Here is a 13031-nt window from a genome sequence, read left to right as displayed (position 1 = left end):
TTCCTACTTCTTCTCGATCCAGACCTTGCGGAAGCCGTCATTCACCCCGAACGCGGTGTTGACCGGATTCTTGACGTTGCAGCGGTAGATGGTCGGAAAACCCAGTTCGAGCAGCCACAGGTTGGGCACGTCCGCCACGATCATGTCCTGGATTTCCTTGTAGGCCGCGCGGCGCTCCTCGTGGTCGGCCATGACCGCCGCCTCGTCGAACAGCTTGTCGGTTTCCGGGTTCTGGTAATTCGCCACGTTGTTCCAGGGCGAGCCGGGATCGGCGTTGTCGCCCATGTAGGTCCGGGACACGCCCAGGGCCGGATCTCCATACTGGTAAAGGTAGGTAAAGGCGACGTCGAAATCGCGGTCCGAGACCTTCTGGTTCCAGCCGGCCACGTCCGAGGGCACGATCTCGGAGTTGATGCCGATCTCCTCGAAGTTCTGCTTCACCGCTTCGGCCCAGCGTTGCCACGTTTCTCCGTAGGGCAGGCCGAGGATCTGGATCGTCTCGCCGTCATAGCTGCTTTCGGCCAGCAGTTGCTTTGCCTTTTCAGGGTCGTAGCTGATATCCGGCGTGTCGGCGGCATGGAACTTGGTGGTCGAAGCGACCGGCCCGGTCGCGATCTTGCCAAGCCCGTTCCACAGCGCGTCGCGGGCGAACTGACGATCGAGCGCATGCATCATCGCCTTGCGCACCTTGACGTCGTCGAGCGGCTTGTGATCGAGGTTGACCCACATCCAGGACAGCGGCGCGAAGTATTCCCAGCCCTTGTCGGTGATGCAGGTGTTTTCCATGTCGCGCACGCGCGGCACGTCGAAATTCTCGATCGAGCCGCCGGGCAGCACGTCGACCTTGCCGGTCTCATATGCCACGGCGCGCGATGCTGCGTCCGGGATCACGTGATAGTAGATCTCGTCAACATGGGGCAGGCCATCCAGGTAATAGTCTTCGTTCTTGACGAAATGGATGTAGCTGCCCTTGACCCATTCATCGAACTTGAAGGGGCCGGTGCCGATGGGCGTGTTGTTCGCCGGGTTGTTGGCGAAATCGGTGCCTTCGTAGAGATGTTTCGGGATCATCGGCGCGGTCCCGGCCTCGAAGATGCCGAGGAAGGGGCCGAAGGGCTGTTTCAGGTGAAAGACCACGGTGTGATCGTCGGGGGTCTCCATGCTCTCGACATGCTGCATGTACTGGCCCATGCGCGAATGCATCTTGCGCAGGAAGACATCCATCGAGAATTTGACATCCGCCGAGGTGAACGGCGTGCCGTCGTGAAAGGTCACGCCCTCGCGCAGATGGAAGGTGTAGGTCTTGCCGTCCTCCGAGATTTCCCACGACTCGGCCAGAAGCGGGTGCGGTTCGAGGTCGAAATCGTACCACATCAGGCTTTCGTAGATGTCGCCGGCGACCATTTGGGTCGGGCCGTTCTGCACGATGCCGAGCATCAGGCTGGGAGGTTCGGGCTGAATCACGACGTTGAGCGTGCCGCCGTCCTGCGGCGTGGCGTCCTGCGCCGCGAGCGGGCCGGCCAGAACCAGCGCCAGCGCCACGGCTGCGTGTCTGATGGGCTTGAACATGTTGTCTCCCTCGTATTTTCGTCTGTCGACGTTGAGTTTTATTGTGCCTTCGAGATTACCAATTTCACGCCCGATTTCCACTTTTTTCGTTTTTGGCTGCATGGAACAATGCCGCGCAGGGCGCCGCGCCGGGTGTATTCCGCCCGACGATCCGCTAAACCGGAACGGCAACGAGTCGCCCCGGGTCGCCCTGTCGGGGATGCGAAAGGACCATCTGATGAAAGCCTATTTCGACGAGCGGCAACTGGGCCATGCGCCGGTTCACTATTTCCGCCGCGGCGCCGCCATGCCGCACCAGGAACAGCCCCAGCGCGCCGAGATATTGCGCGACATGCTGATTCGCGAAGGGTTCGAGATATCGCCGCCCGCCGATCACGGGCTTGGCCCGATCAAGGCGGTGCACAATCCCGATTACGTCGATTTCCTGCCCGACGCCCACGCCCGTTTCGTCGAAAGCGCCGGACCCGAGGCGCTGGCGATCCCGACGATGCATCCGGGCCGGCGCCGCGGCAAGGAGCCGCGCGATATTCACGGGCAACTCGGCTGGTGGATGACCGACACCTCGACGCCGCTGACCGAAGGCACCTGGGAGGCGGTCTACTGGTCCGCGCAGACCGCGATCAGCGCGACCGACGCGGTGGCGCAGGGCGCGCGCGCAGCCTATGCGCTCTGCCGTCCGCCGGGTCACCACGCGATGCGCGACTGCTCCAACGGGTTTTGTTTCTTCAACAACGCCTGCATCGCGGCGAACCGGCTGCGCGACACCTATGGCAAGGTGGCGCTGATCGACGTCGACGTGCATACCGGCAACGGGTCGCTCGATATTCTTTATGAGCGCGGCGACATCTTCTTCTGTTCGCTGCATCCCGATCCGGCCACCTATCCGACCTTCTATCTCGGCCATGCCGATGAGACCGGGGAGGGCGAGGGCGAGGGCGCGTCGCTGAACCTGCTGCTGGAACAGGGCGCGAGCCAGGACGACGTTCTCGCCCTGCTCGACGAGGGGATCGGCGCGATCCGCGCCTTCGGCGCCGAGGCGCTGGTCGTCTCTCTTGGCTTCGACATGGCCGCCGACGATCCGCTGGCGGCCGTCAATGTCCACGCGGACGGCTTCGCCGAAATGGCCCGCCGCCTCGCCGCGCTGGACCTGCCGAGCGTGCTGGTGCAGGAAGGCGGCTATCTCGGCCCGTCGCTGGCCGATAATGCGCGATCCTTCCTCACCACCTTCCGCGAGGCCATCCGATGAATAAACCCCCGAGCGAAATGAACGGCGCCGAAAGCGTGGTGCGCAGCCTACATGCGGCGGGTGTGGACGTCTGTTTCGCCAATCCCGGCACCTCGGAGATGCAGTTCGTCGACGCGCTGGACCGCACCAAGCTCATGCATTGCGTGCTGGGTCTGTTCGAGGGCGTCGTGAGCGCCGCCGCTGACGGGTACGCGCGCATGGCGGGCAAGCCGGCGGTGACGCTGCTGCACCTCGCCCCCGGTTTCGCCAACGCGGCGGCGAACCTGCACAACGCGCGCAAGGCGAGAGTGGGGTTGATCAACCTCGTCGGCGATCATTCATTGCGTCACCAGCAATACGACGCGCCGCTCTCGGCGGATGTCGAGGCCGCCTGCGCGCCGTTCAGCGATTGGGTGAGGATGGGGCGCGACGCGGGCAGTTTCGCCGCCGACGCGATGGAGGCGCTGCGCGTCGCCAAGGGCCGGCCCGGGCGCGTCGCCTCGCTGATCGCGCCGGCCGATATCGGTTGGGACGAGGGCGGGCGGATGGCGGCGGAACTGCCAGCCGAGGGAGCCGCGCCGCTCGACGAGGACGCGCTCGATCACGCCGTGCGCGCGCTCGAGAGCGGGGAGCGCACGGTCATCCTCGCGGGCAATTCGGTGCTTGAGGACGTGGAGGCGCTGGCCCTGCTGCACGGGATCGCGGAGAAGGCCGGGGCCGATATCCTCACGCCGGTGTCGAACCGGCGGATGGAGCGCGGCCGTGGCCGTTTTGCGCTCAACAAGATCCCCTATCCGATCGACTTGGCTCTGGACACGCTCGCGCCCTACCGCCGCGCGATCCTCGTTGAAACCGTGCCGCCGGTCGCCTTCTTCGCCTATCCGGGCAAGCCGAGCCTGCTCTTGCCCGAGGATTGCGACACCGTCACGCTGGCCGGGCTGGACGGCGACGGACCGGCCGCTCTGGCCGCGCTGGCCGACCGCATCGGCGCGAAGCCGGCCAAGGCGCAGGACGTCGCGCCGCCCGCGCGTCCGCAGGCCGGGGCGATCACGCTGGCCAACATCGCCGCCGCGCTCGCCAGCGCGCTGCCCGAGGACGCCATCGTCATCGACGAAGCGGTCTCGTCCGGCGCGGCGACGTTCCCGGCGGGCGACGGGGCCGCGCCGAATTCTTGGCTCGCCCTTACGGGTGGGTCCATCGGCATCGGCATCCCGCTTTCGGCGGGGGCCGCCATCGCCTGCCCGGACCGCCCCGTCATCACCCTTCAGGCGGACGGGTCGGCCATGTACACGATTCAGGGCCTCTGGACGCAGGCGCGCGAGGGGTCGAACGTGACGACGATCATCCTCGCCAACCGCGCCTACGAGATCCTGAAGGGCGAGTTGCACAACGTCGGCGCGCAGCCCGGCCCAGACGCGCTGTCGATGCTGAACCTCGACCGGCCGCATCTCAATTTCGTCGACATGGCCCGCGGCATGGGCGTGCCGGGCCGCCGGGTGGAGGACGTGGCAGACCTGATGCGCGCGATCGAGGACGCGGCAAAGGAACCCGGGCCCTACCTGATCGAGGCGATGCTCTAGAAAGGATGGGGCGATGACACAGGATGCGGATCTGCGCAAACGGATCAAGGAGGCGGTCGCGGCGGGGTTCGACGACCAGGTGGCGTTCACGCAGGAGCTGGTGCGCAATCCGTCACTGCGCGGGCATGAGCACAGCGTCCAGGACCAGCTCTATCGCACGCTGCGCGCGCGCGGCTACGACATGGACCGCTTCAAGATGGACCGCGCCGCGATCGAGGCGCATCCGGGTGGCTCGAAATTCTCGGACCAGCACTCGGACGCGCCCATCGTCGTCGGGATTCACCGCCCGCGCCAAGAGACGGGGCGCTCGCTCATCCTGCAATCGCATCTCGACGTGGTGCCCGAAGGGCTGCATGACATGTGGTCCGATCCCCCCTTTTCCGCGAAGATCGACGGCGACTGGATGTATGGCCGCGGCGTCGGCGACATGAAGGCGGGAGCGGCGGCCAACATCTTCGCGCTCGACGCGCTGCGCCGGATCGGGATGCAGCCCGCCGCGACCGTCTATGTGCAATCCGTGGTCGAGGAGGAATCGACCGGCAACGGCGCGTTGCAGACCTTCCTGCAAGGCTACACCGCCGACGCCGTCCTGATCCCCGAACCCGAGGATGAGATGCTCGTGCGCGCCAATACCGGCGTCATCTGGTTTCAGGTCCAGCTGCGCGGCGTGCCGGTCCATGTGCGCGAAATGGGGGAGGGCGCGAACGCGATCGACGCCGCCTACCGCGTCATCGGCGCATTGCGCGAAATCGAGAAGGACTGGAACGCCGACAAGGGCGCGCATCCCCATTTCGAGGAGGAGGCCCACCCGATCAACCTCAACATCGGCCGGATCGAGGGCGGGGACTGGGCGTCCTCAGTGCCGTCCTGGTGCACCATCGACTGCCGCGTGTCGATCTATCCCGGCCGAACCGCCGGGGACGCCGCGCAGGAGATCACCGAAAGGGTCGCGGCCTTCGCGCAGAAGGACGCGTTTCTGTCGAACAACCCGCCGCAGGTCGTCTTCAACGGCTTTCACGCCGAGGGCTACGTGCTTGAACCCGGCTCCGAGGCCGAGGCCGCGCTGGGCCGCGCGCACGAGGCAGCGGCGGGCGCGCCGCTCGAATCCTTCATGACGGCGGGATATCTCGACACGAGGGTTTATGCGCTCTACAACCGGATCCCGGCGCTCTGCTACGGGCCGGTCTCCCGCAACATCCACGGCGTCGACGAATGCGTGAACCTCCCGTCGGTCAGGCGCGTCACGCAGGCGATGGCGCTGTTCATCGCCGAATGGTGCGGGCTGGAGCCGGTGGCGCCATGAGCGGGCAGCGCGCCCTGCGCCAGACCGGGCTGCCGCCTGTCATCGCCGGCGCCGCCGCCGGCGCGCCGATGGACGAAACCGACCCGCTGGCGCAGGACGCCCCCGTGATCGGGCCGGAGGAAGCGGCGGACCTGGCGCGCGATCTCTTCGGCGTCAAAGGCCGAATCCGCCCGCTCAGCGCCGAGAAGGACGCGAATTTCCACGTCACGCTCGGGTCGGGCGAGGAAGCGCTGCTCAAGGTGACCAACGCCGCAGAACCCCGCGCCGTCACCGACATGCAGACGGCGGTGCTGATCCATATCGCCGGCGTCGCACCCGACCTGCCCGTGCCGCGCGTCCACGCGAGCCTCTCGGGCGGCGCATCCGAGATCATCACCGGCCCCGACGGGCGCCCTCACGTCGTGCGGTTGCTCGGCTACCTGCCGGGCGCGATCCTGGCCAACGCAACGCTCGCGCCGGGGCTGCGCGGCGAACTCGGCGCGCTGCTGGCGCGGCTCGCGCGGGCGATGCGGGGGTTCTTTCACCCGGCGGCGGGGCACGTTTTGCAATGGGACATCAAGCAGGCCCACCGCCTGCGTCCCATGCTCGAGGCGGTCGCGGACGATGCGCTGCGCGCCCGGCTGGAGACGCTGCTGGACCGCTTCGACGCGGACATCGCGCCCCGGCTGCCCGGTTTGCGCGCGCAGGTCGTGCATAACGATTTCAACCCGCACAACCTGCTGGTCGACGGGACGCGGGCCACCAAGGTCACAGGCGTCATCGACTTCGGGGACATGGTGCACACGCCGCTTGCCTGCGACCTGGCGGTGGCCTGTTCCTACCAGCTTGGCGACGGGGCCGATCCGCTGGCCGGAGTGACGGAGATGGTCGCGGGCTACGCTTCGGTCCTGCCGCTCGAGGACGAGGAGATCGCGCTGCTGCCGGATCTGATCCGGCTGCGGCACGCCACCACGCTGACACTGGGCGCATGGCGGGCGCGGCGTTATCCCGAGAACGCCGATTACATCCTGCGCAACAGCGAAGGCGCGCGGCGGGGGCTGGGCGCGCTCGACCAGATCGGCGACGCCGTGACGCTCGAGCGTCTGCGCGCCGCCGCCAGCCGCCCCTTACCGGAGTGATGCCAGATGACCATGACCAACGCCTTCGACCCTGACCGCCCCGCCGACCTTGTGCCCGACGACGCCGCGCTGATCGAGCGGCGCAAGAACGCGCTCGGCCCGGCCTATCGGCTGTTCTACGAAGAGCCGCTGCACCTCGTCCGGGGCGAAGGGGTGTGGCTCTGGGACGGGCAGGGGCGCAAATACCTTGACGCCTACAACAATGTCGTGTCGGTCGGGCATTGCCATCCGAAGGTGGTCGAGGCGATCACGGCGCAGGCGCAGGTGTTGAACACCCACACCCGTTACCTGCACGAGGGACCGGTTGCCTATGCCGAACGGCTGTTGGCGACGATGCCCGATGCGCTGGGCCATGTGATGTTCACCTGCACGGGGTCGGAGGCGAACGACCTCGCGCTGCGCATCGCGCGCTCGAGCCTCGGGCGGGAGGGGGTGATCGTCACGCGCCACGCCTATCATGGCGTGACCGAGGCGGTGTCGGAACTGTCGCCGTCGCTCGGCCGGTTCGTTCCGCGCAGCGCGCGGGTGCGGCTGGTTGACGGCCCCGACGCGCTGCGCATCCCGCCGGAGGAGCAGGGCGCGCGGCTGGCGGCCGACCTCGCCCGCGCGATCGGAGAGATGCGCGCCGACGGAATCGAGCCTGCGGCCTTCATCTGCGACACCGTCTTTTCCAGTGACGGGCTCTATCCCGATCCGAAGGGCTTCCTGCAACCGGCGGTGGACCTCATCCGCGCCGAGGGCGGTATCTTCATCGCCGACGAGGTGCAGCCCGGTTTCGCGCGCACGGGCGAGGCCTGGTGGGGCTTCCAGCGGCATGGGCTCGCGCCCGACATGGTGACGATGGGCAAGCCGATGGGCAACGGGTTCCCGGTTTCGGGCGTGGCGATGCGCCCCGGTCTGGTCGCGGAATTCGGCGCGGGCGCGCGATATTTCAACACATTCGGCGGCAACCCGGTGGCCTGCGCGGCGGGCATGGCGGTGATGGACGTGATCGAGGACGAGGGCCTGCACGAAAACGCGCGCAAGGTCGGCGGCGCGCTGAAGGCCGCGCTGGCGGATCTCTGCGCCGGGCGCGACGATATCGCGGATGTGCGCGGCGCGGGCCTGTTCATCGCCGTGGAATGCGTGCGGGACCGCGACGGCGCCGCGCCGGACGGCGCGCGCGCCGCCTTCATCGTCAATCACATGCGCCGCAACGGCGTGCTGATCAGCGCCACAGGGCCGGGGGGCAATATCCTCAAGATCCGCCCGCCGCTGGTGCTGCGCGAGGATGAGGCGGCGATTCTCGTCGATGCGCTGAAGGCCGCGCTTCTCGCCGGCTGACCTGCGCGGCGCAGAATGTCCTTGGCGTGGCGGGTCGCCGCGCTACTACTGTTCCCCGTGCCGCGCCCCGGCGCGCGCTTTCGCGAAACCTGAACGAAAGGCCAGCCCCCGTGAGAGTTTTCCATACCGAGAAAAGCCTGCTGCACGCCCCGGATTTCTATTTCCGGCGCGGCAAGCGCATCGAGCATCTTGAACGCGCCGAGCGGTATCGCGTCCTGCGCGGCGCCGCCGAAAGGGCCGGGCACGACTTGCGAGAGGCCGACGCGCACGGGCTGGACCCGATCCGGCGCGTTCATAGCGAACGTTACCTCGATTTCCTCGCGACCGCATGGGCCTGCCGCGACGAGATTGAGCCGGGGTTGGACTATGTCCTGCCCTCGCATTTCGCCCGCCCGGAGATGCATCGCTACCCCGAGGGCATGATCGGGCGCGTCGGCTTTCACATGGCCGACCTGTCGGCGCCGCTTTACGAAAAGACGTATGAAGCGGTTCTCGCCAGCGCCGATGTCGCCGTGACCACGGCCGAGGCGGTGCTCGACGGCGGCCACGCCTATGGCCTCTGCCGCCCGCCGGGGCATCACGCCTCGACCGAGAGCACTGGGGGCTTCTGTTTCGTCAACAACAGCGCCGTCGCCGCCGCGCATCTGGGCGCGAAACTGGGCTGCAAGGCCGGGATCATCGACATAGACGTGCACGCGGGCAACGGCACGCAGATCATCTTCTACGAGCGCGACGACGTCGCCACCTGTTCGATCCACGCCGACCCGTCGGCCTTCATGCCCTACTACGCGGGCTACGCCGAAGAGACCGGCGCCGGGGCGGGCGCGGGGCACAACCTGAACCTGCCGCTGGCGCACGGGTCGGGCGATGACGTCTATCTGGACGCGATCGACCGCGCCATCGGTTTTGTCACCGATCACGGAATCGGCGCGCTGGTCGTGGCGCTGGGGCTGGATGCGTCCGAACACGACCCGAACGGCGCGCTGAAGGTCACGACCGAGGGCTTCCGCGCGGCGGGCGAACGGCTGGGCGCCGTGGCCCTGCCGGTCGCGATCATTCAGGAGGGCGGTTATCTGAGCGAAATCCTGGGCGAGAACCTGGCGGCCTTTCTCGGCGGGTTCGATAGCGCGCGGGGATAAGCCAGGCGACAGCCGCAACGAAAAACCCCCGCGGCGGATGCGCCACGGGGGTTTCTTGTTCTCGAATGTGTCGGTCGAAACCGCCGAAGGAGCGCCTTACAGCAGTCCTTCGCGCTGGGCTTTCTTCCGGGCCAGCTTGCGGGCCCGGCGAATCGCCTCGGCCTTCTCGCGCGCTTTCTTCTCGGACGGTTTCTCGAAATGTTGCTTGAGCTTCATTTCACGAAACACGCCTTCGCGCTGCAGTTTCTTCTTCAGGGCGCGAAGCGCCTGATCGACATTGTTGTCGCGAACACTAACCTGCATGTGGTGTCACCACCTTCCTAAGTTGAATTTGCATGAGTTTGCAGGAAGCGCGTCTATAGCAAAGCACGGCCATCTTGTCTAGGGTGACGCACGTAGAAGGGGAGAAGAACAATGACCGATCCTGACATCCGCGCCGCCCTTCTGGACGCCGCCGCCGCGCATGTTCCCTTCGACGGCTGGAGCGCGGCGAGCTTCGACGCCGCCGCGCGCGACGCGGGCGTCGCCCCCGGCGTGGCGCGCGCCCTCTTTCCGCGCGGCGCGGTCGACATGGCGCTCGCCTGGCACGCCGCAGGGGATGCGAAGATGGTGGCGCGGCTGGAAGAGACGGACCTGTCGGCCATGCGCTTTCGCGACCGGATCGCCACTGCCGTGCGCTTCCGGCTCGAGGCGACCCCGGACCGCGAGATGGTGCGCCGCGGCGTCGCGCTCTTTGCGCTGCCGCAGCATGTCGCTGACGGCACGCGCGCGATCTGGAACACCTGCGATCTGATCTGGACCGCGCTGGGCGACAGTTCGGACGACATAAACTGGTACACCAAGCGCGCCACGCTTTCGGGCGTTTACAGTTCCACCGTGCTCTACTGGCTGGGCGATGACAGCACCGACCATCGGGCGACATGGGGGTTCCTTGACCGGCGGATCGATGACGTGATGCAGTTCGAGAAGCTGAAAGCGCGCGCGCGCGACAACAAGCTGCTAAGCACCGTGCTAGCCGGCCCGCTCGCCGTGCTGGGCCGGGTGCGCGCTCCGAAAAAAGGCGCGCGCGACGATCTGCCCGGCCACTGGCGCGACCAGACATAGGAGACAGACATGCCCGACATGATGAACGCCGTGGAAATCACCCAGCCCGGCGGCCCCGAGGTTCTGAAACCGGTGCAGCGCCCCGTTCCGCGTCCCCGCGCGCACGAGGTGGTGATCCGCGTGGCCTATGCCGGGGTGAACCTCCCCGACGCGCTGCAACGCGCGGGCATGTACAACCCGCCCGAGGGCGCGAGCGACCTGCCCGGGCTCGAGGCCGCGGGCGAGATCGCCGCAATCGGCGACGCCGTGCGCGAATGGGCGGTGGGCGACGCGGTCTGCGCGCTGTTGCCCGGCGGCGGCTATGCCGAATATGTCGCGACCCCGGCGGCGCATTGCCTGCCGGTTCCGGCCGGCATGGGGATGAAGGAGGCCGCCTGCCTGCCCGAAACCTTCTTTACCGTCTGGTCCAACGTCTTCATGCGCGGCGGCCTCGAGGCGGGTGAGCGGTTTCTCGTCCACGGCGGCTCTTCCGGGATTGGCACCACCGCGATCCAGCTGGCGCATGTCTTCGGCGCGCGGGTCTTCGCCACCGCCGGAACGGACGAGAAATGCCGCGCCTGCGCCGATCTTGGCGCCGAACGCGCGATCAACTACCGCGAGGAGGATTTCGTCGAGATCCTCCGCGCCGAGGGCGGGGCCGATCTCATTCTCGACATGGTCGGCGGCGACTACCTGCCGCGCAATGTAAAATCGCTGGCCGATGACGGGCGGCTGGTGCAGATCGCCTTCCTGCAGGGGCCGAAGGTCGAATTGAACTTTGCCCAAATGATGATGCGCCGCCTGACCATCACCGGCAGCACCCTGCGCCCGCAAAGCGACCTCGCCAAGGCGCGCATCGCCGACGCGCTGCGCACCCATGTCTGGCCGCTTCTGGAAGCGGGCCGTGTTGCGCCGGTGATGGACAGCACTTATGCGCTGAGCGACGCCGCCAAGGCGCACGCGCACATGGAGGCCGGCGGCCATATCGGCAAGATCGTGCTCGAGGTGTGAGCGCGTGACAGGGGCGCAGATCGCGATCCTCGCGCTCGCGGCGCTGAGCGTGGGCCTCGGCGCCTGGACCGTCCGCCGCGACGCGCCGCCCGCGTGGCGCTTTGCCGCGCCCGTCCCTCTGGTCGCCGAAGGCGCGCCCGCGTTCGACACCGTGCTCGACTACACCGCGCCCGCAGGGCAGGCCCATTCGCCGGGCGTCGCGCTCGGCGAAGGCGGCTTCGACATCCTCTGGTTTGAGGGCTCGCAAGAGGCGCAGGCCGATGTCGACATCTTTGCCGCTTCCGTCACGCGGGGCGATGGCGGCTGGCGCGTGGGCGCACCCCGCCGCCGCGTCACCCGCGCCGCACTTGGCGCCGCGATGGAGCCGCCCCAGCTCGTCGTGACGCTGGGCAACACGATCGAGAACGAGAATGCGTCGGGCGCGCTCTACACGACCGCGGTGTCGGTCGGCGGCTGGGCGATGGCCTCGGTCGCGGATGTGCGGATGGGGCCGGAGGGGCCGCTCGGCGCGCGCAAGCTCAACCTCTCGCCGCTGCTCAATCGCTCGCATCTCGTGAAGTCGCCGATGGTCGAATACGCCGACGGCAGCCACGCGCTGCCCGCCTATTTCGAGATGGGGCAGATGCACGGGGTTCTCGTCCGTCTGGATGCGCGGGGCAGGGTGCGTGACGCCGCGCGCATGGACGCGCCGGGATTGCAGCCGATCCAGCCGATGATCGTGCCGCAGGACGCCACCCGCGCGGTCGCCTTCCTGCGCGATTTCGACGCCGCGCGCGGCCGGCTGCTGATCTCGCGCACCACCGATGGCGGGCGCACATGGTCGCGCGTGCGCCAGACCGATATCCCGAGCCCGAGCGCCCCGGTCGCGGCGCTGTCGCTGGGCGGGGCGCGCATCCTCGCGGCGATGAACGACGATCCGGACGCGCCGGGCGATCTGCGCCTGTCGCTGAGCGAGGACGCGGGCGAAACCTGGCGCGTCCTGCACCGGTTCCGCGCGGACGAGGGCGCCTTGCGCTACCCGATGCTGCGCAGGCTGAAGGACGACAGCATCGTGCTCGCCTATTCCAAGGGGACCAAGCGCGGCATCACGGCGCATGTCTTCAACGCCGCATGGGCGCTGCAACAGTGAGCGGGTTGCTGGAACAGGCCGCGCTCGCGGTGTTGATCGGCTGGCTGGCCTGGGCGCTGGGCGGGATGGCGCTGAGTCCGGTCCCGGCGACGGCGCTCGGCGCCGCCATCGGCCTTGGCGCGGTCACGGTTTTCGCCGGCACGCTGCCCATCGCGGCGCTGATCGCGCTGCTGGCGCCTTTCGGCGTGATGCTTCCGGCGCTGGCGCTGCGTCAGGTTGGCGCGCATCTCGGCCTGCCGGTTGCGCCTTTCTCGACGCTTGAACTGGCCGCGTTCCTCGTCGCCTACCTCGTCTTCCTCGCCGCCGCGATGGGGGCGGTCCCGGTCGACCTCTACCGCTTCGGCTACGCCCCGCTGCCGGTCGCGCTGATGACGCTCGCGGTCTGCGCCTATGGCTTTGCGACCGGCAACCTGTTCCTGCCGCTGGTCGCCGTCGCGGGACAACTGGCCTGGGCGCTGGGCTGGGGGAGCAGCAACTGGTTCGACCACGTGCTGCACGTCCTGCTTATCCCGATCGTCCTCACCATCCTCGCGCAGCGCCTGATCTGACGC

12 protein-coding genes are annotated in these 13031 nt (G+C 68.0%); 10 read left to right on the top strand and 2 right to left on the bottom strand.

Features of this window, described 5'->3' with window-relative positions; all coding sequences use genetic code 11:
* Nucleotides 1-3: 3 nt before the first annotated feature.
* On the bottom strand, nucleotides 4-1569 hold the full coding sequence (locus D6850_RS12640; protein WP_121167458.1) for an ABC transporter substrate-binding protein: 1566 nt from the start codon (nucleotides 1567-1569) through the stop codon (nucleotides 4-6).
* 217 nt (nucleotides 1570-1786) lie between these two features.
* On the opposite strand from D6850_RS12640, the gene D6850_RS12635 reads away from it, so the two are divergent.
* From D6850_RS12635 to D6850_RS12610, 6 genes are all read left to right on the top strand, one after another.
* Nucleotides 1787-2815: a histone deacetylase family protein gene (locus D6850_RS12635; RefSeq protein WP_121167867.1), complete on the top strand. Its 1029-nt coding sequence runs from the start codon at nucleotides 1787-1789 to the stop codon at nucleotides 2813-2815.
* Nucleotides 2812-4374 (top strand): acetolactate synthase large subunit, encoded by a 1563-nt coding sequence (locus tag D6850_RS12630; protein ID WP_121167456.1) that lies wholly within the window; start codon nucleotides 2812-2814, stop codon nucleotides 4372-4374. The genes D6850_RS12635 and D6850_RS12630 overlap by 4 nt, the downstream gene beginning before the upstream one ends.
* A gap of 13 nt (nucleotides 4375-4387) precedes the next feature.
* Nucleotides 4388-5677, top strand: a complete 1290-nt coding sequence (locus D6850_RS12625) for an ArgE/DapE family deacylase (protein ID WP_121167454.1) — start codon at nucleotides 4388-4390, stop codon at nucleotides 5675-5677.
* Nucleotides 5674-6795, top strand: a complete 1122-nt coding sequence (locus D6850_RS12620) for a phosphotransferase (protein ID WP_121167452.1) — start codon at nucleotides 5674-5676, stop codon at nucleotides 6793-6795. Before D6850_RS12625 ends, D6850_RS12620 begins: the two co-directional genes overlap by 4 nt.
* 6 nt (nucleotides 6796-6801) lie before the next feature.
* The gene (locus D6850_RS12615; protein WP_121167450.1) at nucleotides 6802-8118 is read left to right on the top strand and encodes an aspartate aminotransferase family protein; all 1317 of its coding nucleotides are present in this window, start codon (nucleotides 6802-6804) and stop codon (nucleotides 8116-8118) included.
* 110 nt (nucleotides 8119-8228) lie between these two features.
* On the top strand, nucleotides 8229-9257 hold the full coding sequence (locus D6850_RS12610) for a histone deacetylase family protein (RefSeq protein ID WP_121167448.1): 1029 nt from the start codon (nucleotides 8229-8231) through the stop codon (nucleotides 9255-9257).
* Nucleotides 9258-9353: 96 nt separating this feature from the next.
* Here the strand turns inward: D6850_RS12610 and rpsU are convergent, their stop codons facing one another.
* Nucleotides 9354-9560: a 30S ribosomal protein S21 gene (rpsU, locus tag D6850_RS12605; protein ID WP_005614280.1), complete on the bottom strand. Its 207-nt coding sequence runs from the start codon at nucleotides 9558-9560 to the stop codon at nucleotides 9354-9356.
* A gap of 111 nt (nucleotides 9561-9671) precedes the next feature.
* Here rpsU and D6850_RS12600 point away from each other — a divergent pair, with 111 nt between their 5' ends.
* The 4 genes from D6850_RS12600 to D6850_RS12585 are packed head-to-tail and all read left to right on the top strand — an operon-like array spanning nucleotide 9672 to nucleotide 13028.
* Nucleotides 9672-10361, top strand: a complete 690-nt coding sequence (locus tag D6850_RS12600) for a COQ9 family protein (protein WP_121167446.1) — start codon at nucleotides 9672-9674, stop codon at nucleotides 10359-10361.
* Nucleotides 10362-10370: 9 nt separating this feature from the next.
* Complete coding sequence (locus D6850_RS12595; RefSeq protein ID WP_121167444.1) at nucleotides 10371-11351, top strand: NAD(P)H-quinone oxidoreductase; 981 nt, start codon at nucleotides 10371-10373, stop codon at nucleotides 11349-11351.
* Between the two features lie 4 nt (nucleotides 11352-11355).
* Complete coding sequence (locus D6850_RS12590) at nucleotides 11356-12480, top strand: exo-alpha-sialidase (protein ID WP_166434066.1); 1125 nt, start codon at nucleotides 11356-11358, stop codon at nucleotides 12478-12480.
* Nucleotides 12462-13028: a hypothetical protein gene (locus D6850_RS12585; RefSeq protein WP_147438903.1), complete on the top strand. Its 567-nt coding sequence runs from the start codon at nucleotides 12462-12464 to the stop codon at nucleotides 13026-13028. The genes D6850_RS12590 and D6850_RS12585 overlap by 19 nt, the downstream gene beginning before the upstream one ends.
* Nucleotides 13029-13031 lie beyond the last annotated feature (3 nt).

It is taken from the genome of Roseovarius spongiae, assembly GCF_003651245.1.
Taxonomy (GTDB): domain Bacteria; phylum Pseudomonadota; class Alphaproteobacteria; order Rhodobacterales; family Rhodobacteraceae; genus Roseovarius; species Roseovarius spongiae.
The sequence above is the reverse complement of the archived record's forward strand: the minus strand, read 5'-3'. Positions and strand labels throughout refer to the sequence as shown.

What these genes read in the sequence shown, in the direction of transcription:
- D6850_RS12640 (WP_121167458.1), bottom strand. Translation starts at nt 1,569, where the DNA reads ATGTTCAAGCCCATCAGACACGCAGCCGTGGCGCTGGCGCTGGTTCTG.
- D6850_RS12635 (WP_121167867.1), top strand. Translation starts at nt 1,787, where the DNA reads ATGAAAGCCTATTTCGACGAGCGGCAACTGGGCCATGCGCCGGTTCAC.
- D6850_RS12630 (WP_121167456.1), top strand. Translation starts at nt 2,812, where the DNA reads ATGAATAAACCCCCGAGCGAAATGAACGGCGCCGAAAGCGTGGTGCGC.
- D6850_RS12625 (WP_121167454.1), top strand. Translation starts at nt 4,388, where the DNA reads ATGACACAGGATGCGGATCTGCGCAAACGGATCAAGGAGGCGGTCGCG.
- D6850_RS12620 (WP_121167452.1), top strand. Translation starts at nt 5,674, where the DNA reads ATGAGCGGGCAGCGCGCCCTGCGCCAGACCGGGCTGCCGCCTGTCATC.
- D6850_RS12615 (WP_121167450.1), top strand. Translation starts at nt 6,802, where the DNA reads ATGACCATGACCAACGCCTTCGACCCTGACCGCCCCGCCGACCTTGTG.
- rpsU (WP_005614280.1), bottom strand. Translation starts at nt 9,560, where the DNA reads ATGCAGGTTAGTGTTCGCGACAACAATGTCGATCAGGCGCTTCGCGCC.
- D6850_RS12600 (WP_121167446.1), top strand. Translation starts at nt 9,672, where the DNA reads ATGACCGATCCTGACATCCGCGCCGCCCTTCTGGACGCCGCCGCCGCG.
- D6850_RS12595 (WP_121167444.1), top strand. Translation starts at nt 10,371, where the DNA reads ATGCCCGACATGATGAACGCCGTGGAAATCACCCAGCCCGGCGGCCCC.
- D6850_RS12585 (WP_147438903.1), top strand. Translation starts at nt 12,462, where the DNA reads ATGGGCGCTGCAACAGTGAGCGGGTTGCTGGAACAGGCCGCGCTCGCG.